Source organism: Actinoallomurus oryzae, assembly GCF_039541955.1.
Classification (GTDB): domain Bacteria; phylum Actinomycetota; class Actinomycetes; order Streptosporangiales; family Streptosporangiaceae; genus Actinoallomurus; species Actinoallomurus oryzae.
Map to the genome: position 1 here is coordinate 185,317 of NZ_BAABHF010000017.1, position 18,982 is coordinate 204,298.

Genomic DNA, 18,982 nt, shown 5'->3' on the forward strand with positions numbered 1-18,982 from the left:
TACGTGGTACATGGCCGAATTCAGTGATGTGCGCTGGTCAGTGCTGGACCTCGTGCCGGTGAGCACGGCGACGACCCCCGCGGAGGCGTTGCGGGCGTCCGTCGATCTCGCCCCGGTGGTGGAACGGCTCGGTTACCACCGCCTGTGGGTGGCCGAGCACCACGGCATGCCCGGTATCGCCAGTTCTTCCCCCGCCGTCCTCATCGCGCATCTCGCGGAGGCCACGACGACCCTCCGGGTGGGTTCGGGCGGCGTGATGCTGCCGAATCACGCGCCGCTGGTCGTGGCGGAACAGTTCGGCACGCTGGAGGCGCTGCACCCGGGCCGCATCGACCTGGGCATCGGCCGCGCACCGGGCACGGACCAGGCGACGGCGTACGCCCTGCGCCGCAGCCCCGACCTGAGCGCCGACGCGTTCCCCGAGGACCTGGCCCAGTTGCGGGCGTTCCTCGACGGCACGTACCCGCGGATCCGCGCGGTGCCCACCGGCGCCAACCCGCCGGCCGTCTGGCTCCTGGGCTCGAGCGGGTACAGCGCGCAGCTCGCGGGCGTTCTCGGCCTGCCGTTCGCGTTCGCGCACCACTTCAGCGCCCGGTTCACCGATCCCGCGCTGGAGCTGTACCGGTCGAGCTTCGAACCGGCCGGTGGCCTGGACCGGCCGTACGCGATGGTGACCGCGGCGGTGTTCGCCGCCGACACCGATGAGGAGGCACAGCGCCTCGCCGCCCCGCAGGGCCTGTCGATCCTGCGGCTGCGCTCGGGCAATCCGGGCCTGCTGCCGACTCCGGAGGAGGCACAGGCGTACGAGTACACGGCGCAGGAGCGCGAGGCGATCGCGGCGTTCACCGAGTCGCACATCGTGGGCGGCCCGGACACCGTCCGCAAGGGTCTGCTGGAACTGCTCGAACGCACCCGTCCGCAGGAACTCATGGTCTCCATGAACATCGGCGACCCGACCGCCCGCCGCCGCTCGTACGAGATCGTCGCGGAGATCGCCGAAGACCTCTGACCGCCCGGCCCCGACACCGGCGACGCCCGCGCCGCACCTCGCCGTGCTGCCGTACGGTACGAGCCGGCCTCCGGCCCGCCACCCGGACACGCCTACGGTTCCCACGGTCCGTGGCTCACCGTACGGCGGCCCCGAACGACCACCCATCGGTGTTCAGTCGGCGCGGAGGCGGCGGCCGAGTGACGTTGCGTTGCGTACGTCCTGGCGCTTGCGGACGTAGACCGTGACGTGCCGATTGTCCGCGAGGGGCGCCAGGTCCACGCCGGGGGCGATGTTCGCGATGAAGAGCTCACTCAGCTCGGGCAGGGCGGCCAGCGGGGCCAAATCGGTGACGTTTTCGCAGGCACGGAGCCAGAGCGTCTTCAGCTGAGCCAGTTCGCCGATCGGCGTCAGGTCGGCGATGTTCGTGTCCTCCAGGTCGAGGAAGGTGAGTCCGCGCATCTGGGCCAGCGGGGTGAAGTCGGTGATGGCACGGCAGCCCCACAGACCGAGTTCGCGCGGATTCAGCGGGACGAGCTGCCCGAGGTCTTCCAGCCGGGGCGAATGGTTGAGCAGCAGAGTCCTGACGCGGGGCATGCGCTCGGCCAGGGTCTCAAGGCCGGTGCTCAGGGAGGACGCCCGCAGCGCGAGCTGGGTGAGCGACCGGGGAACGGGCAGGTCGCGGATGTCCTCCAACGCGTGGCAGTTGGTCAGGGTCAGCGACGTCAGCGAACCCTGCTCGCGCAGCGGGGACAGGTCCGTGACGTTCGTCAACCGGCCGAGAAGCAGCTGCCGCAGCTCCGGAAGGCCCCGGACGAAGTGCAGGTCGGTGATGCCGTGGGCGGTCAGCGCAAGGGCGTGGAGCCTTCGCAGCCGATGCAACGGCGTGAAGTCCTCCACGCTCGCTTCGGTGGAGACGGTGAGGTCTTCGAGGGTCTCGGCGTAGGCCGTGAGCGGCTCCAGGCCGCCGGAGCGCAACCCGTGGATCGACAGCCGTGTGAACGGCTTGTCCAGGTCGCTAAGGAGGGACAGGTCGTCCATGACCTGCGGGTCGAGGTGGAGCGACGTCAGCCGCCGGAGATGGCGTGCCGCGGGGAGCAGACGCGGCTCCGACAGGCGGAGGCTTCCGGCGATCAACGGCGCGTCGGCCAGGACCTCCGAGGCGTACCGGTCCGCGTCGAAGTACTCCCAGCCCTTGACCAGTTCCTCCTGCACCTCCTCCCGGGGATCCGCTCCGTACCCGGCGAGCAGGTCGAGAGCGCCGGGCCCGTTGACCAGCCACGCGGTGCGGACGACGGCTCGGGCCGCCGCGGCGGACAGCCCGTCCGGTGTACGGGGAAGGCGGTCGAGGATCGGCTCGCCGACGTTCGACAGCGAACGGGCGGAGGCCAGGTCGCGCGGCGGGACGAGGTCGTCGAGGCAGTTCTCGATGTCCCCGCGCAGCTCGCCGGGGATGGCGGGGAGGGTCTCCAGGCATCCGGCGACCAGCAGTTTCAGCCGCCGCGCGTTACGCGGCTCCGCGCGGGCCCGGGCGAGCAGGCCGCCCAGCAGCTCCGCGCGCTGCGGCGCGTTGGCGTGGCCCGCGGCCATGATGATGGTCTCGTGCCACTGGTCCTTGTGCGCCTGGGCGACCAGCGGTTCCAGGTCGCCGTCGTCGGCGAACTGCTTGGCGGTGAGGTATTCCTGCACGGTCCGGTGCACGAAGTCGATCCGGCCGGGCACGGGCTCGCGCAGGACACCGCTGCGCTCCAGGAGGTGGGCGAGCACGGCCTCGGCGTCGCCCGGTGCGCTCGGCATCGCGGCGAGCTTCTCGGCGGTCCGGCGGATCACCGCGTCTCTCGGCAGCTCGGTGCGTCCGGTGATCGACAGACGCCAGGCGAGCTCCTGCAGGATCAGCAGTTTGTGCGCGCGCTGGAGCGTGATGCCGTCGTCGGCCTGGATCTGGCGTTCGACGTCACGGCGCTCGAGCAGGAGCTCGAGCGCCGCCGCGTACAGGCCCATCCGGTCGCGCGGCAGCTGTTTCTCCCGGTCGAGGTTGAGCGCGCAGAGCATCGCGGCGAGCAGCGGGCTGCCGGCGAGCGCGCGCAGGTGAGGCGCCGACTCCATGCGCGCCAGCAGCGCCGCCTCGAAGCCCGGCAGTTGCTCCGGCGCGCACGGAAGGTCCCCCGCGTCACGGACCGCGGCGTGCCAGTGCCGGATCAGTGCCTTGATGTCGTCGGGTGTCATCCGCTCCAGCAGCGCGGTCGTGAACCCCTCCGCCCCGAGCCAGTCGGCCCCGGCCGCCGCGGGCCGCGACGTGACCACGACGCGCAGCCCCGGATACTGGGCGATGAGGCCGGCGAGCCACGGGCGTACGGCCCGTCGCTGCGCGCTCGGCAGCTCGTCGACTCCGTCGACCATGAGCAGAACGCGGCCGTCCTGGAGACGGCGGTGCACCCAGCCGGCCGGCATCAGCCCGGCGATGGAGTCCGCCACCCCTTCGAGGAACCGCTCTGGCGGCGGCAGCGCACGCCCGGTGTGGCTGCGCAGCTTGATCAGGAACGGCACGCGGCCGTTCCATTCCGCGAGATCCCCGGTGAAGGTGCCCCGGGCGGCGGAGATCGCCAGCCAGCGGAGCAGGGTGCTCTTGCCGGACCCCGCCTCACCTCTGATGAGCGTCAGCGGGGCGCGGGCCAGCGCGGCCTCCACCCGGAGCGTCGCCTCGCCGGGCTCGCGCTCGCGCGTGCGCCATTCGTCGAGGTGCGGCGTGCGAATGGTGCGGCGCCGGCGGTCGCCGGTGGGGTCGCCGGCCGAGACGCTGAGGCTGATGTAGGCCACGCTCAGCGTCGTACGGGGACGGTAACGCTCGACGCGCACGCCGAAGAGCTCGAGAACGTCGAGGGTGACGCTGATGTGCTCGAGGTAGCGGCGGCGGAACGCCTCGTCGGTCGCCGCGCCCTCCGGAGCGTCGAGCGTGCGGACCGGCAGACGGGCCAGGAGCAGTTCGACCTGTTCGGAGACGCTGGAGAGACGTGCGAGCGCCTCGGTGGAGGCCCGGGGCCCGAACAGCGGCAGCTGCTGGACGATGCGCACGAAGCAGTCACAGCATTCGTCCAGCACGACGTCGTACAGACGGGCACCCGTGTGTCCGAGCTGAGCCTCGATGCGGCGCTGGGGCAGGCCCGCGCGGATCCGGGCGGCGACGCGCGCGGGGTCCAGGTCCGCAGCGAACAGCGCGCGGTCGGACAGATCGGCGTCGCTCAGCGTCAGCACGACTTCCGCGAGCGCGGCCGCCTTGCCGCCCTCGTCCAGCCCGCCGTACTCATGGCCGCACACGGCGAGCAGCCGTTCGGCGAACTGGTCGGCGACGTCGGCGACCTGGCGTTCGAACCGCCGGCGCGCGATCCGGTCGGGGAACCGCGCCCGGGTCAGCTCGATGAGGTCCTTGCCCCGGTCTCTCTCGCCGGCACGGGCGGTGAGCCATGCCTGCGCCAGATGGCTCCCCAGCGCCTTGCCGACCGCGACCGCCGCGGTTTCCAGCGTCATCCAGGCCTCCCGCAGCCAGAGCGTGAGGGCATTATCGAGGAATAGGAGGACACGAGCACATACGCCCGCCCACACCCGGCGGAGGCCACGTGTACCCCGGAGGGCGGCGCGCCCGGCCATGAGCCCGCCTTCGCCGGAGGCGGCGACCGCCCAGGGCCGTGCCCTCGGTCCGCCCGGCCCCAGTCCTTTTTTCGCCGGAGGTTCGACCGGTTCCCCCGGTTCGCCCGGCCACGGACCTTCCTTCACCGGAGGATGCGGCCGCCGGAACGTGCCTGCGGTTTCCTCACTTCGCACTGTCATGGTCTGTTCCTCCGGGTCACGACGGCGGGGCCTGAGGGGGAGCCGATGACGGCGACGTCGCCGTCACGGTCGGTGCGGTAGACGCGCTCGCCGAGACGGGCCAGCGCGGACATGGTCGACGGCGCCGGATGGCCGTAGTCGTTGCCCGCCCCCACGGAGGCGATCGCCACCCGGGCGCGCACGGCGGCGAGGAAGGCCGGATCCTGATGTGACGAGCCGTGGTGCGGGATCTTCAGCACCTGTGCGGAGGGAACACCGGCCGCCAGGAGCTCGCGCTGCGCCTCGATCTCGACGTCGCCGGAGAGCATGACGCTGAGGTGCGGCCAGCGCGCGAGCATGACGATGCTGGCGTTGTTGACCGTCGTGCCGGTGTCCCGCTCGGTCACGCGCGCGGTGCTGAGAGGGCCGAGGACGGCCAGGGTGAGCGGGCCGACCGTCCAGACGTCCCCGATGCCGGCCGTGCGGGGCGTCCGGCCGTTCAGGAGGTGCCGCTCCTCACCGTCGCTGTCCGGGCTCGTCATGACGGTGCCGACGACCCGGCCGCGCAGCACCCCGGGCAGGCCGTCGATGTGGTCGGCGTGCGGATGGGTGAGGACCAGCAGCGGAACGGTGTGGACCCCGAGGTCGTGCAGGCACCGGTCCATCGCCCGCGGATCGGGGCCGGTGTCGACGACGACGGCCTGCCCGGGGCCGGTGGACAGCGCCAGCCCGTCGCCCTGACCGACGTCGCAGGCCACGAACAGCCAGCCGCGCGGCGGCCAGGAGGGCGCGAAGACGTGCATGCCGACGGCGATGAGCGCGACGCCCGCCAGGACCGCCGCGGCGATGCCGCGGGGCAACGGCCTGCGGAGCACGAGGACACCCGCGAGGACGGCGGCGAGCAGGAGCGTGACGCCCGTGAGGCCGGCCGGCCATCCGATCACCGCGTACGGCATCGAGGCGAAGAACCGGGCGACGCTCGTGATCCAGCCGACGGCCAGGCCCGCCGGCCACACGATGAGGCGGGCGGCGCCGAGGGAGAACGGCGCGACCGTCGCGGCGAGGACGCCGAGCAGCGTCGCGGGCGCGACGGCCGGAGCGGCGAGGAGGTTGGCCGGTATCGCGGACAGGCTGACGCCGGTGCCGAGCATCGCGAGCAGGGGCGCGCAGGCGAGATGCGCGGCGGCGGACACGGCGAGAGCCTCGGCGAGGCCTCGTGGCATCCGCCCGCTGAGCCGGTCGCGCCAGGCCGGGGCGAGCACGAGGATGCCCGCCGTCGCGAACGCCGAGAGCGCGAAGCCGTACGACCGGGCCAGCTCCGGATCGGCGAGAACGAGGACCAGGACGGCGGCGCAGAGCGCGGGAACGCCCTGGCGCTCGCGCCCGCCGACCACCGCGACCAGTGCGACGCCGCCCATGACGGCGGCACGCAGCACGCTCGGCGAGGGACGCGCCAGCACGACGAAGCCGACGATGGCGGCGCCGGCGAGCAGCGGGCCCGCCCGCCGGCCCAGCCCCGCGAACCGGCCGAGGCCGAGCACGGCACCCAGGATCAGCGAGAGGTTCTCGCCGCTGACGGCCATGAGGTGGGTGAGCCCGGCCTTCTCGAACGCGTCGGCCAGGTCGGGCCGGAGCAGCGAGGTGTCGCCGTCGACCATGCCGGGCAGCACTCCGCGCTGGTCGCCCGGCAGGTGACTCACCGCGGCCCGCAGCCGCAGGCGGATGGCGCCGGCCACACGTTGTGGCATCGAGGGCGCCCCGAGCGTCGTCGGCGGGCCGCGGACCAGGGCGATGGCCGCCAGGAGTCGACCGCCGTGCGGCGTCGTCAGGCGAGCGGTGAAGCGGACGTGACGGCTCGGCAGCAGCCCCTTCCAGGACGGGCCCGCGGCGAAGACGAGGACGGGCACCCGTACGCGCTGGGATCCGACCCGCTCGACGCGGACAGGGACGATCACCGTTTCGCGGTGGTGGACCGCACCGGTCTTGACGACCGTTTTCGGGTCGCCGGTCACGACCGCGTCGAGACGGGCCGTGGACTCGCGCTTCGCCAACGCGCGCACCGGCCCGGACGCGACGGCCGCCAGCCGCGCCCCGACGCCGAGCGCGGAGGCCGCGACGCAGATCAGGACGGCCGCCGTCGCCGTACGCATCGCACCGAAGCGCTCAGGGCGACGGACCTCGTCCGGAGACCGGGCCGGAAGCGCCGGGTCCGCCGCGGCCGGGACGTCACGGTCTTGGGGCGCACGGCTGTGTGCGGAACGGAGGCGAGCATCCGCCGGAGCCGGGCGAGCGAAGGCGCGCCCGATCGGCCGGATGAGCAGGACGGCGACCGCGGTCAGAGAAGCTCCGGCGACGAGGTACGCGACCGCGGCACTCACGCCGAGCAGGATCAGCGCCGTCAGCCAGGCCGCGGCGGCCGGACCGACGAGCCGCAGATCGGGCCCGGCGGGAACGGGAGATGGGTGCTCCCCCGGCGGCGCATCACCCGCCGCGGGAGTCAGACGTTCGTCGTCCGTCGGCGGGGCGTTCATCCGAATCCTTCGAGGAAAGCCCGTCCTTCAGGGCGGGGAGAATCGGTCCCCTGCGGGGCAGGGCGTGGGTAGCCGCATCGCCGCCACGATGCGGCGTTCACCTCCCGAAAACCCGGTACACGGTCACACATTGACGCGATGGTTCGCGGTCTGTGACCGCCCGTCGTGTGAAGCGTGCTTTCAAGTACCGCTTCTGTCCCACCGATGTGCAGGCAGCGGAGCCGTCGCGCACGTTCGGGTGCGTGCGGAAGGTCTACAACCTGGCGCTGGAGGCCCGCACCGACGCCTGGCGGTCGCGCCGCGAACACGTCGGCCACAAGGCCACCGCGGCGATGTTGACGGTGTGGAAGAAGACCGAGGAACCGGCGTTCTTGAACGAGGTGTCCTCGGTTCCGCTCCAGCAGGCGCTGACCTTGTCCACTGGGGAGAAGGTCACGAACCCCCGGCACGAGCGCCGCGACCGCAAACGCTTGGCCCGGGCGCAGCGGGAGTTGTCTCGTAAGGCCGAGGGGGATGGATCCAACCGGGCCAAGGCCCGGCGCAGGGTCGCCTGCATCCACGCGCGGATCGCCGACCGGCGCCGTGACGGTCTGCACAAGCTCACCACTCGGCTCGTTCGTGAGAGCCAAACGATCGTGATCGAGGATCTGACCGTCCGGAACATGCTGAAGAACGGCCATCTGGCGCGCGCCATCTCCGACGCCGCATGGTCGGAGTTCCAGAGCATGCTGAAGTACAAAGCGACCTGGTACGGCCGCGAGGTGATCATGGTCGACCGCTGGTTCCCCTCCTCCAAACCGTGCTCGGTCTGCGGCGACGTGGCCCGCACGCTGCCCTTGGACGTCCGCATATGGACGTGCGGCTGCGGCACGACTCACGACCGGGACGTGAACGCGGCGAAGAACCTTCTGGCCGCTGGGCCGGCGGTGTCGGCCTGTGGAGCCGGTGTAAGACCTCAACGGGGCTCCTCCCGGTCGGGGCTGTCGGCACTGAAACAGGAAGCCCTACAGCGCGAGCCGTAGGAAACCCCCTCGTCCACGAGAGGGAGGAAGTCAAACCCGGACGAGGTCCTTCACATCGGCGAACTTGGCCTCGCCGATGCCCGACACCTGCCGCAGCTCGTCGACCGAGCGGAAGCCGCCGTGCTGGGTGCGGTAGTCGACGATGCGCTGGGCCAGCACCGGGCCCACGCCCGGTAGCTGGTCGAGCTGACCGGCCGTCGCGGTGTTCAGGTCGAGCGGGGCGCCGGGCACCGAGGTCCCCGAAGCGCCGGGTGCGGCCGGCGGGGGCGCCCCGGGCGCGGGGGTGGCGGTGACGCCGACGAGGATCTGCTCGCCGTCGACGACCCGGCGGGCCAGGTTGAGGGTGCCGGTCTTGGCACCGGGCCGGACGCCGCCCGCCTCCTTGATGGCGTCGATGACCCTCGATCCGGCGGGCAGAGTGACGACGCCGGGGTGGCGGACCTTTCCCGCCACGTCGACGACCAGGACGGCCGGGGTGGGAGAGGGCGTGGCGGCGACCGCCGGCGCCGCGGCCGTCTGCGCCGCGGCCGTCTGCGCCGCGGGGTGGACGACGGGTGCCCGGACCGGCTGCGGCCTGGGCCGCGACCACCAGAAGAAGGCACCCGCCACCAAGGCGGCCAGCAGCCCGACCAGCGCCAGCACCCGCACACCGGGCAGGCCGGGGTCCAGGCGCGGACGGCCACGCCGGGCGTCGTCCTCCATCCAGGCGGCACCCTCTTCCGGGTCGTCGGGCGAAGCGCGTAACGCCGCCGCAGGAGGGCCTTGCGATGGCGGCACGGGCCCGCCGCCGAACGACCGCGGCGCCCGGAACGCCTCACGAAGCCGGTCGAGCGCGGAGGGATCCATCGGATGTTTCATGGCCGAGAAGCTAATCGGGCCGATACCCAGAGCGACAGACCGAAAGCGATCTGTGGATAACTCGGAGATCGAGGCGACGCGCCGCGTGGCTGCCACGAGCTCGGGCGGCCCGTACCGAACGACCGCTCACCCCGGTGGCGGACACGGCCGAGGCAGGTCGCGCGGCACGTACACAGGACGCGACCAGAGCGTTCGCGCCGCCCCATGCCGCCGGTCCGGGCACGATGCCTCGCCGCGGTCGGCGGAACGTGCGGGCGTGGTGGTGGCAGGTCCACCACGCACCGAGTTTCAGCCCCACTGACACCGCCTGCCCCGTGCCGGAGAGTCGTGCGTACCTGATCCGGCACGACACCGAGGGGTTCTCATGGGGCAGCGACCAGCCCGTTCGACGGTACGGCGCATCATCGGCGGAACGTCCATCCGTATGGCGGCGGCGGCCGGGATCGCCGGCGCGCTCGCCGCCGGGCTCGCCGGGCCCGCGCTCGGAGCGCAGAGGAACGGTGACCCCGCCGTCGTCCGCGTCGGCGACGGGCTCGTACGCGGCAGCGTCGGTGACGGGTACCGGCGGTTCGACGGGATTCCCTACGCCGCGCCGCCCGTCGGCGGCCTGCGGTGGGCCTCGCCGCAGCCGCCGCGACGATGGTCCGGTGTACGCGAGGCCACCGAGCCGCGCGGCTCGTGCCCGCAGACCGCCGGGTTCCTCGGGGACCCGGCCAGCGCCGACGAGGACTGCCTCTACCTGAACGTCACCACCCCCGCGAACAGCCACGGCAAGAAGCTCCCCGTCATGTTCTGGATCCACGGCGGCGGCTTCTACTCCGGCTCCGGCAGCCTGTACGGCGCCCAGCGCCTGGCCACCGAGGGCAACGTGGTCGTCGTCACGCTCAACTACCGGCTGGGGGTCTTCGGCTTCCTCGACCACCCGGCGCTGGACGGCGCGGGGGGCGAGTCGGGCGACTACGGGATCGAGGACCAGCAGGCCGCGCTGCGCTGGGTGCGGCGGAACGCCGCGGCGTTCGGCGGAGACGCGGGCAACGTGACGCTCTTCGGCGAGTCGGCCGGCGGCGTGAGCACCTGCGCGCACCTGGCCTCCCCCGCCTCGGCCGGGCTGTTCCGCCGCGCGATCGTGCAGAGCGGCCCGTGCACGATGGCCTCGGAGTGGCCCTACCCCGACGGAAACTGGGTCGTACGGCCGCGGGCGACCGCGGAGAAGCAGGGCGAGGAGGTCGCCGCCAGGCTCGGCTGCGAGCAGAACACCGTCGCGTGCCTGCGCGGCAAATCGGTGGCCGAGCTGCTCGACGCCTCCGACGGCGGTCAGGGGTACGGGCCGGCGGCGGGAGGCGGCGTACTGCCCCTGTCCCCGAAGACGGCGCTGGCCACCGGCCGGTTCAACCGGGTGCCGGTGATCCACGGCACCACCCACGACGAGCACCGCACGTTCGTCGCCGCCATCGAGACGTTCACCGGGCACACCGTCACCGACGCCGACTACCGGCAGGACATCGAGGACTTCTTCGGCAAGGACAAGGCGGCCGAGGTCTTGAAGGAGTACCCGGCCGCCGCGTACGAGTCGCCGAGTGTGGCCCTCTCGACCGTCTGGACCGACTCCGCCTGGGCCTGCACGGCGCTGGACACCGACCGGCTGCTCGGCGCCCGCGTGCCCACGTACGCGTACGAGTTCTCCGACGCGACGGCGCCGTGGGCGAGCGACGGGTCCTCACCGAGCTTCGCGACCGGCGCGTTCCACGCCTCCGAGCTGCAGTACCTGTTCGCCGACGAACAGTTCCGCACCCCGCTGAACGCCGGTCAGCGGCGGCTGTCGGAGCAGATGATCCGCTACTGGACGAACTTCGCGCACACCGGCGACCCGAACGGCGGCGGCACGACGGCCTGGCCTCGCTTCGCCGGGACGAACGTACGGTCCCTGACCACCGGTGGGGACGCGCAGGCCGACCTGTCGACCGAGCACCGCTGCGGGTTCTGGAAGTCGTTGTGACACGCGAACGGCGGCCGGGGTGCACTCCCGGCCGCCGTTTCTAGAACCGCCGCCGCGACACCACCACGCCGAGCATCCCCGGCCCGACGTGTGCGCCCACGACCGGACCCGCCTCGCCGACGTACAGCTCGAACAGCCGGGGGATGCGCTCGCGCAGCCGCGCCGCGAGGGCGGCGGCCCGCGAGGAGGCCGCCACGTGCTGGACGGCCACGTCGACCTCCCGGTCCCCGGCGAGTTCGACCGCGAGTTCCTCCAGCCGGGCGAGCGCCCGCGAGGTCGTCCGCACCTTCTCCAGCGGCGCGATCCGCCCGCCCGTGATGCGCAGCAGCGGCTTGATCATCAACGCCGAGCCCAGCAGGCTCGCCGCCGCGCCGATGCGGCCGCCGCGGCGCAGATGCTCCAGGGTGTCGACGTAGAACAGCGAGCGCGTGGCGCGTACGCGGCGCATCGCGGCGTCCGCGACCTCGTCCAGGCCGGCGCCTGACGCGGCGGCCTCGGCCGCCGCCATGACCCCGAACCCCAGCCCCATCCCGATCGAACGGCTGTCCACCACCCGGACGGGGATCGGCGCGTCATCCGCGGCGAGGCGGGCGCTGTCCACGGTGCCCGACATCTCGCCGGAAAGGTGCACGGACGCGACCGCCCGCGCACCGGCGCCGGCCGCCTCCTCGTACGCGCGGCCGAAGCGTTCGGGTGAGGGCCGCGACGTCGTGAGCGCCCGCCAGTCGCGCGGCCCCTCGGACGCCGTACGGCCCCGGCCCTCCTCACGGACGTCGCCGCCGGCCGCGACCTGGAGCGGAACGACTCTCACACCGTGCGCGGAGACGACGTCCTCCGGAAGATACGCGGTGGAGTCGGTGACGATCGCGACCGCTGCTCCCATGCCCGGAGTCTAGGACCCCGTCCGGCGGCGCCTACGACATCCCGGCCAGTTTGTAGAGGACGAGCGAGCCCGCGACCGCGACGTTCAGGCTCGCTCCCGTGCCGACCATCGGGATCTCCACCACCTCGTCCAGCAGGTCGAGCGCCTCGGGCGGGATGCCCGTTCGCTCGTTCCCGAGGACCGCGACCGTACGGCCGCGGGCCATCGGCAGGTCGGCGAGGCGTACGGCGTCCTCCGCGAGCTCGACGCCGATGACGTGGGTGTCGCGTTGGTTCCGCAGCCACCGCAACGGCCCGTGGACCCAGTGGACGCAGGACCGCTCGCGCAGCGTGTCGCCGCGGGCGAGCGCCTCGGGCACCCACGGAAGGCGGGGTACGGCCATGCAGGCGCCGACGGCGTCACACGTGCGCAGGAGAGTGCCGAGGTTGGCTCCGTGCAGGGGCCACAGCGGAGCGACGATCAGATGGTCCCAGCAGCGATGCGAACGCCGCCGGCGCGCTTGGTGCAGGTCGCGGGGCGTGCGCACCCGGATCGACCGCGCGCTCACCGCTCCCGGGCGGTGACGCCCCCTGTCGCGAGAGTCATGAGAAGTGCGCCCTTTCAGCGGCGGGCGCGGGCCATCGACGAGCATGTCGGTCACCCGAATGATAACCCCGCCGGACATCCCCGGAGCGAGGCCGGACACCGCGTCAGACCCGACGGCGAGCGTGCCGCGCCGCCACGGCCGTCGCGAGAAGGAGACCGGCCAGCGCGGCGTGGTAGAGGACGTCCTGGGGGCTGACCGGACGGTGCGGATCGTCGAGGTAGCCGAGGACGGCGGGGAGGAGGTAGACGGCGGAGGCCAGGAGCCGGCGAAGGTCGCGGGCGGCCACGGTCGCGCACAGGCCCGCGGCCATCAGCCCCAGCTCGAGGAAGGCCATGAGCTCCCTCGGGCCCACCGTGAGAGACAGGGAGTCGACCAGAATGGCGGCCGGGACGACGAGCCACCACCGGGCGCGCGGACACGCGTGGCGCCGTACGGCGAGGACGAGCAGGACGCCCGCCAGCAGCCAGAGCGACGCGCCGAACCGCACGTCGGTGCTCTGCACGCGCATCCACGGGAAGACGCCCACGCCGTTCTGAACGGCGGCGAACACGGCGATCGGCGCCGCCACCCGGAACCGGCCGTACAGCACGGTCGCGACCAGCAGCGCGAACACGGCGGGCCGTAGCGGCCAGTCCGGCAGCTCCGGTGTCACAGCGCCGAACGCGGCGACGGCCAGGGCCAGGGCCGCGAGATGCAGACCATCGGCCCACCAGCGGAGCGGGAGGTCCACCCGTCGCCGCGCGCGGGCGGCGAACGCGCCGCGCACCAGCGCCACGCTCTCCCGCGCCGAGGACGTACGACGGTCCGCACCGGTCTCGAGCAGCGTGCCGAGCAGTTCGTCGCGGTGACCGGCGGGGTAGGCGCGCAGCAGCAGCCGGTACCAGCGCTCCGCGCTCACGGGTGCACCGGCCGGAGTCGTACGATGCTCGCCGCCGCCGCCATCCGCGCGGCCTCCTTCGTGACGGCCGCGACGCCGTCGTCTCGGTGATGCGGAAGTAGGCTCACCGCCGTCGCCGCGAGCTACGAGCCCGGCGACATCGGGCCGGTCATCCAGCCGCTCTACCCCGAACTCGACCGCCGCTTGGCCCGGGCCGGCGTCACGGCGACCGGGCCGGGCATCGCCTACTACGAGGACTCCCCCGACGGCACGATCGTCGTGCACGCGTGCCTGCCGGTCGCGGTGCGGCCGGGTGAGGAGTGCGACTTCGCGGTCCTGGACCTGCCGGGGATCGCGTCGGCCGCGACGATCGTGCACCGGGGACCGATGGACGCGGTCGTCGCGAGCGAGCAGCTCCTGGCGCGCTGGATCGAGGCCCGCGGCCACCGCTCCGCCGCGTACGCGCGTGAGCTGTACCTGGACTGTCCGTCCGGCTCTCCCGAGCGGTGGGTCACCGAGCTGCAGGTGCCGATCGAGCCGGCGACCGCCTGACGGACCCGGGTCGCGCGTTCCAGGAGCCGCTCCTGGAACGCGCGGCGGGGGCGGGTCAGCCGGCCGTGACCTCCAGGCGGTAGGACTCCAGACGGTCCGCGAGGTCCTTGGGACGGCTCAGCGCGGGCAGGTGGCCGCCGTCCATCTCGTCCGGGACGATGGCCAGCCGTTCGCGTACGACGCGGCGCTGGAACGACGCGGGAAAGAACCGGTCGTGGCGGCACAGCAGGAAACGCGTCGGGACGTCCGGCCACGCCTCCAGCGGCCACGGGTCCGTCCACATCGAGGCCGACTCGCTCCGCTGCTCGCGTGCCATCGTCTCGGCGGCGATCTCCGGGGGAACGTCGTGAAAGAAGCCCTCCACCAGGTCGAACTCCGGTGAGCGCCCGTCGCGGACGGCCTGTTCGCGGCGGGCCCGCTCCGCACCGGTGTTCTCCCACCAGTCCCCCGCCGTCTCGCCGGGCGTGGGAACCATCGCGGCGAGCATCACCAGCAGCCGCACCGGCACGCGGTCGCACACCAGCGGGCCGGTGAAGCCGCCCAGCGACTGCGCCACCACGACCAGGTCCGTACGGCCGCCGATGGCCGAGACGACCGTGTCGGTGTACCCGGCCAGGCCGGCGGCGGCGTCGCTCGGCAGCTCGGGCGCCACCACGTCATGGCCCCGCCCGCGCAGCTCGGGGACGAGCCGCTGCCAGTACGAGGCGTCGCCCGCGCCGTGGATCAGGACGTAGGTGGCCATCAGCGCCCCCTCACCTGGAACTCCTCGACGCTCTCGCCGCCGGGGAAGCGCGTACGGAAGCCGATGACGCCGGCCCACGACGGCCGCGCCCGCAGTGCCGCGATCTCGTGCGCGCCCGCGAAGGTCGGCATGACGAGCATGTTGCTCCTAAAAGAGGAGTAATCGGTCCTGGATAAGATAGCAACCGTGTCCGACAAACGTCGATACGACGATCCGTGCGGGATCGCTCGCGGCCTCAATGTGATCGGGGAGCGCTGGGCACTCCTCGTGGTGCGCGAGCTGGTGTTCGGCCCCAAGCGCTTCACCGACCTGCACCGCGGCCTGCCCACGGCGAGCCAGAACGTCCTGTCCCAGCGTCTGCGGGAGCTCGAGGCCGCCGACGTCGTCCGCCGCCGCAGGCTCGGCCCGCCGGCGGCCACCTGGGTGTACGAGCTGACCGAATGGGGCCGCGATCTGGAACCGGTGCTGTTCCACCTCGCCCGCTGGGGCAGCCGGTCGCCACTGACCTGCGGCAACGAGCTCAGCGCCGACGCGCTGATGTTCGCGCTGAGGACCGGCTTCGACGCGGACGCCGCCCGGGACGGGACCTATGAGATCCGTCTCGGCGACGACCGCTTCCACGCCGTGGTCACGGACGGGCGGCTACGGCTCGAACGCGGAACGGCGGACGAGCCGGACGCGGTGCTCGTCACCGACGTCACCACGCTGAGGTCGGTGGTGTTCGGCGACCGTGGCCTCCGCGAGGCCGTGGATGACGGGACGCTGCACGTCGAGCGCGATGAAGAGGCCGCCGCCCGCTTCGCCGCGAGTTTCCGCCGCCCGGCACCGCTGAAGCCGGCCCAGACACGATAGTAGGTCTCGTTAGCGGGCCGGCGTTGGCTCAGACCTGGACGGGGACGCCGCCGCGCCAGACGCGCTGGGCGCGGAGGCCGAACGCCCACGCGAAGGCGCCCTCGTGGTCGGCGTCCCAGAGCACGATGTCGGCGTACATGCCGGGGGCGAGCGCGCCGCGGTCGGACACGCGCAGGGCGGCCGCGCCGCCGAGCGTCGCGGCCCGCAGCGCCTCGTTGACGCTGAGGCCGAACATCGCGACGGACAGGCCGACGACGAGGGGCATCGAGGTGATGCCGCACTGACCCGGGTTGTGGTCGGTGCCGAGCGCGAGCGTCACACCGCGGTCGAGCAGGGCGCGCACGGGCGGGGTGCGGCCGTTGTGCAGGGCGCTGCCCGGGCAGATCGTCGCGGCGACGCCTCCGTGGTGGAGCGCCTTGATGTCGTCCTCGTTGGCCTCGGTCAGCAGGTCGGCCGACGCGCAGCCGACCTCGGCGGCGACCTGCGCGGCGCCGACGCGCTCGTTGGCGCAGGCGTGGATGCGGGCCTTGAGCCCGACCCGCTGGCCGGTCATCAGCAGGACGCGGGCCTCGTCGGGCGTGAAGTGGCCCTCGTCGCAGTAGACGTCGATGCTGTCGGCACCGGCCGCGGCGGCGTCGCCGGCCCAGAGGCGAACGGCCTCGATGTAGTCGCGGCGGCGGCCGAAGTATTCGGGCGGCAGGACGTGCGCGGCGAGGAAGGTGGCGTGGATGCGCGGCATCGACGGCTCTTCCTCGAGCGAGCGCAGCATCCGGATGTCGGCCAGCTCACCGTCGCGGGTGAGGTGGTAGCCGGTCTTGGCCTCGATGGTGGTCGTGCCGGCGCAGATCCACTGGCGGAGCCGCTCGCGGACGTTGTTGCAGAGGGTCCAGGGGTCGGTGCCGCGGGTCACGGTGACCGTGGAGGCGACACCGCCGCCGGCCGCGACGATCTCGTTGTTGGTCGAGCCGCTGGTGCGCATGGCGAGCTCGGCCCAGCGGTTGCCCGCGTAGACCGGGTGGGAGTGCGCGTCGATCAGTCCTGGGGTGACGAGGCCGCCGCCGAGGTTCTCGACGTGGTCGACGTCGACGATGTCGTCGATGACACCCGGGACGCTCTGGGGCAGGTCCGAGGCGGGCCCCGCCCAGACGATGCGGTCGTCGTGCACGAGAATCGCGGCGTTGCTGCACACGTCGGTGCCGGTCCACAGGCGACCGATGTTCGTCAGCAAACGTACGGTCATTGCATCACCGCCCGGCTACGCCACTGCGCCGGTGAAGGGTGTCCGGACGCCATGCAGCGGGTCACCTGCTCTCGCTCGACTAACGACGGCAACGCTGCCGACGGACCCAAGTGCGGTTAAGGAGGTGGCCATGAGACCACCTGGAGCAACGAACCCGGAAAACTCGGTTTCGTCACGGTAGTGCACCGACGCCCCCCTGTACAGCCTTTGGCCGTATACCACTGCTCGACCGCCCCAACGGCCGACTGTTACAGGCGCTTTGAAGATACCTCAGAAAGAGACGGCGGTCGGGGCGAACGACGAAGATGACCGAGACCGATTCACCACCCGGAATCGATCGCGCTCGTCACGGCCGTACGGCCGCTTCCCGACCACACGAAACCCTCGTCCGCCACGTGCGGCGGGCGAGGGTCCCGGGTGTTCGCTCAGACCTGAGCGGAGGCGTACGGCTCCAGCTCGGCCGCCAGGCGGTCGGGCACCCGGACGTGCAGCGCGGTGCCCTCGGCGGTGTGCTCCTGGGAGAGCACCTCGCCGGTGTCGTGCGCCCGGGCGACCAGGTCGCCGCGATCGTAGGGCACCAGGGCACGCACCTCGCGCTCGGCGCGCGGGAGCGCGTCCTCGATCGCCTGGAGCAGCTCGTCGACGCCGGCGCCGGTGCGCGCCGAGACGACGACGCTGTGCGGCTCGTGCCGGCGGAGCCGGGCGAGCGTCATCTCGTCGGCGAGGTCGGCCTTGTTGATGACGACGAGTTCGGGGACGTCGGCGCCGCCGATCTCGCGCAGCACCTCGCGCACGGCGGCGATCTGCGCCTCCGGGTCGGCGTCGGAGCCGTCGACCACGTGGAGGATCAGGTCGGCATCGGTGACCTCCTCCAGCGTCGAGCGGAACGCCTCGACGAGCTGGTGCGGCAGATGACGGACGAACCCGACCGTATCCGCGAGCGTGATGGCGCGGCCGTTCGGCGTGCTCGCCCGGCGCACCGTCGGGTCGAGGGTGGCGAACAGGGCGTTCTCCACCAGCACGCCCGCGCCGGTGAGGCGGTTGAGCAGGCTGGACTTGCCCGCGTTGGTGTAACCGGCGATGGCGACCGCGGGCACCGCGCGGGTGCGCCGCCGGGACCGCATGGTGTCGCGGGCCTTGCCCATCTCGTTGATCTGGCGGCGCAGCTTGGCCATGCGGGTGCGGATGCGCCGCCGGTCCAGCTCGATCTTGGTCTCACCGGGGCCGCGGCCACCGATGCCGACACCGCCGGCGGCACGGCCACCGACCTGCCGGGACAGGTTGCCACCCCAGCCGCGCAGGCGCGGCAGGAGGTATTCGAGCTGGGCCAGCTCGACCTGCGCCTTGCCCTCACGGCTGCTGGCGTGCTGGGCGAAGATGTCCAGGATCAGGGCGGTGCGGTCGATGACCTTGACCTGGACGATCTCCTCCAGACGGCGCAGCTGGCTGGGCGCCAGCTCTCCGTCGCAGATCACGGTGTCGGCGCCCGTGGAGATCACGACGTCGCGCAGCTCCAGCGCCTTGCCGGAGCCGACGTACGTCGCGGGGTCGGGGCGCGAGCGCCGCTGGATCATGCCCTCGAGGATCTGCGATCCGGCGGTCTCGGCGAGAAGCGCCAGCTCGCGCAGGGAGTTCTCGGCGTGGGCCTCGTCGCCGTCGGTCCACACACCGATCAGGACGACGCGTTCGAGCCGGAGGGCCCGGTATTCGACCTCGGTGATGTCGCGGAGCTCGGTGGACAGACCGGCGACACGGCGTAGCGCCTGCCGGTCTTCGAGATCGAGCTCACCGGTCAGCGGCTCTGGCTCTTCGTAGGAAAAAGTAGACATCTTCCCCCATGTCAACGCCGGAACGTGCCCGGATCTTCCCCTGATGCTGCCACGTGCGCGCGTTTCGCACACCTAGATATCGACACGGGAGGTCGGTCGGGGCGGGTTGGTCGGGGAGGCACGAAGGTCGGTCGGGGCGGGTTGGTCGGGGAGACACGAGTCGGCTACCCGCCACCGGCCGCCCACGCGGGTAGGAGGGAGAGGCGGACCCTCTTTGACCGG

At 72.7% G+C, this 18,982-nt stretch carries 14 protein-coding genes and 1 pseudogene; 5 read left to right on the forward strand and 10 right to left on the reverse strand.

Translation table 11 applies throughout. The annotated features are described in order from the left end of the window. Positions 1–10 precede the first annotated feature (10 nt). Positions 11–1,009, forward strand: a complete 999-nt coding sequence (locus ABEA10_RS13780; RefSeq protein WP_345462757.1) for an LLM class flavin-dependent oxidoreductase — start codon at positions 11–13, stop codon at positions 1,007–1,009. 153 nt (positions 1,010–1,162) lie between these two features. Here ABEA10_RS13780 and ABEA10_RS13785 read toward each other — a convergent pair whose 3' ends face one another. Next, positions 1,163–4,513 carry an NACHT N-terminal Helical domain 1-containing protein gene (locus ABEA10_RS13785; RefSeq protein WP_345462760.1) on the reverse strand — a complete coding sequence of 1,117 codons (3,351 nt, stop codon included), beginning with the start codon at positions 4,511–4,513 and terminating at the stop codon, positions 1,163–1,165. Positions 4,514–4,809: 296 nt separating this feature from the next. After that, complete coding sequence (locus tag ABEA10_RS13790) at positions 4,810–7,323, reverse strand: ComEC/Rec2 family competence protein (protein WP_345462763.1); 2,514 nt, start codon at positions 7,321–7,323, stop codon at positions 4,810–4,812. 152 nt (positions 7,324–7,475) lie between these two features. On the opposite strand from ABEA10_RS13790, the gene ABEA10_RS13795 reads away from it, so the two are divergent. Then, entirely contained in the window at positions 7,476–8,345 is an 870-nt protein-coding gene (locus ABEA10_RS13795; RefSeq protein ID WP_345462766.1) for an RNA-guided endonuclease TnpB family protein, read from the forward strand. A gap of 30 nt (positions 8,346–8,375) precedes the next feature. On the opposite strand, the gene ABEA10_RS13800 is transcribed toward ABEA10_RS13795, so the two are convergent. Further along, complete coding sequence (locus ABEA10_RS13800; protein WP_345462769.1) at positions 8,376–9,203, reverse strand: ComEA family DNA-binding protein; 828 nt, start codon at positions 9,201–9,203, stop codon at positions 8,376–8,378. A gap of 364 nt (positions 9,204–9,567) precedes the next feature. On the opposite strand from ABEA10_RS13800, the gene ABEA10_RS13805 reads away from it, so the two are divergent. Then, positions 9,568–11,199, forward strand: coding sequence for a carboxylesterase/lipase family protein (locus ABEA10_RS13805; RefSeq protein ID WP_345462772.1), 1,632 nt, complete (start codon positions 9,568–9,570; stop codon positions 11,197–11,199). Between the two features lie 40 nt (positions 11,200–11,239). Here the strand turns inward: ABEA10_RS13805 and ABEA10_RS13810 are convergent, their stop codons facing one another. From ABEA10_RS13810 to ABEA10_RS13820, 3 genes are all read right to left on the reverse strand, one after another. Continuing rightward, entirely contained in the window at positions 11,240–12,082 is an 843-nt protein-coding gene (locus ABEA10_RS13810; RefSeq protein ID WP_345462775.1) for a DegV family protein, read from the reverse strand. Positions 12,083–12,113: 31 nt separating this feature from the next. After that, positions 12,114–12,629 carry a TrmH family RNA methyltransferase gene (locus ABEA10_RS13815; protein ID WP_329257042.1) on the reverse strand — a complete coding sequence of 172 codons (516 nt, stop codon included), beginning with the start codon at positions 12,627–12,629 and terminating at the stop codon, positions 12,114–12,116. A 142-nt stretch (positions 12,630–12,771) separates the two neighbouring features. Continuing rightward, a complete protein-coding gene (locus tag ABEA10_RS13820) occupies positions 12,772–13,566 on the reverse strand; it encodes a hypothetical protein (protein ID WP_345462782.1) in 795 nt (264 codons plus the stop codon). A 132-nt stretch (positions 13,567–13,698) separates the two neighbouring features. On the opposite strand from ABEA10_RS13820, the pseudogene ABEA10_RS13825 reads away from it, so the two are divergent. Then, positions 13,699–14,097 (forward strand): annotated as a pseudogene (locus ABEA10_RS13825) (GyrI-like domain-containing protein); the annotation flags it as partial. Between the two features lie 55 nt (positions 14,098–14,152). Here ABEA10_RS13825 and ABEA10_RS13830 read toward each other — a convergent pair. Further along, positions 14,153–14,839 carry an alpha/beta hydrolase gene (locus ABEA10_RS13830; protein WP_345462785.1) on the reverse strand — a complete coding sequence of 229 codons (687 nt, stop codon included), beginning with the start codon at positions 14,837–14,839 and terminating at the stop codon, positions 14,153–14,155. Then, the gene (locus ABEA10_RS13835) at positions 14,839–14,970 is read right to left on the reverse strand and encodes a hypothetical protein (protein WP_345462788.1); all 132 of its coding nucleotides are present in this window, start codon (positions 14,968–14,970) and stop codon (positions 14,839–14,841) included. Before ABEA10_RS13835 ends, ABEA10_RS13830 begins: the two co-directional genes overlap by 1 nt. Before the next feature lie 55 nt (positions 14,971–15,025). Here ABEA10_RS13835 and ABEA10_RS13840 point away from each other — a divergent pair, with 55 nt between their 5' ends. Continuing rightward, positions 15,026–15,691 carry a winged helix-turn-helix transcriptional regulator gene (locus ABEA10_RS13840; protein WP_345462791.1) on the forward strand — a complete coding sequence of 222 codons (666 nt, stop codon included), beginning with the start codon at positions 15,026–15,028 and terminating at the stop codon, positions 15,689–15,691. Between the two features lie 28 nt (positions 15,692–15,719). Here the strand turns inward: ABEA10_RS13840 and hutI are convergent, their stop codons facing one another. Further along, positions 15,720–16,931: an imidazolonepropionase gene (hutI, locus tag ABEA10_RS13845; RefSeq protein WP_285580707.1), complete on the reverse strand. Its 1,212-nt coding sequence runs from the start codon at positions 16,929–16,931 to the stop codon at positions 15,720–15,722. A gap of 425 nt (positions 16,932–17,356) precedes the next feature. After that, positions 17,357–18,760, reverse strand: coding sequence for a GTPase HflX (hflX, locus tag ABEA10_RS13850; RefSeq protein WP_329257029.1), 1,404 nt, complete (start codon positions 18,758–18,760; stop codon positions 17,357–17,359). Positions 18,761–18,982: the final 222 nt, after the last annotated feature.

Coding starts and splice junctions, on each gene's coding strand:
- ABEA10_RS13780 (WP_345462757.1), top strand. CDS start 11: ATGGCCGAATTCAGTGATGTGCGCTGGTCAGTGCTGGACCTCGTGCCG.
- ABEA10_RS13785 (WP_345462760.1), bottom strand. CDS start 4,513: ATGACGCTGGAAACCGCGGCGGTCGCGGTCGGCAAGGCGCTGGGGAGC.
- ABEA10_RS13790 (WP_345462763.1), bottom strand. CDS start 7,323: ATGAACGCCCCGCCGACGGACGACGAACGTCTGACTCCCGCGGCGGGT.
- ABEA10_RS13800 (WP_345462769.1), bottom strand. CDS start 9,203: ATGAAACATCCGATGGATCCCTCCGCGCTCGACCGGCTTCGTGAGGCG.
- ABEA10_RS13805 (WP_345462772.1), top strand. CDS start 9,568: ATGGGGCAGCGACCAGCCCGTTCGACGGTACGGCGCATCATCGGCGGA.
- ABEA10_RS13810 (WP_345462775.1), bottom strand. CDS start 12,082: ATGGGAGCAGCGGTCGCGATCGTCACCGACTCCACCGCGTATCTTCCG.
- ABEA10_RS13830 (WP_345462785.1), bottom strand. CDS start 14,839: ATGGCCACCTACGTCCTGATCCACGGCGCGGGCGACGCCTCGTACTGG.
- ABEA10_RS13835 (WP_345462788.1), bottom strand. CDS start 14,970: ATGCCGACCTTCGCGGGCGCGCACGAGATCGCGGCACTGCGGGCGCGG.
- hutI (WP_285580707.1), bottom strand. CDS start 16,931: ATGACCGTACGTTTGCTGACGAACATCGGTCGCCTGTGGACCGGCACC.
- hflX (WP_329257029.1), bottom strand. CDS start 18,760: ATGTCTACTTTTTCCTACGAAGAGCCAGAGCCGCTGACCGGTGAGCTC.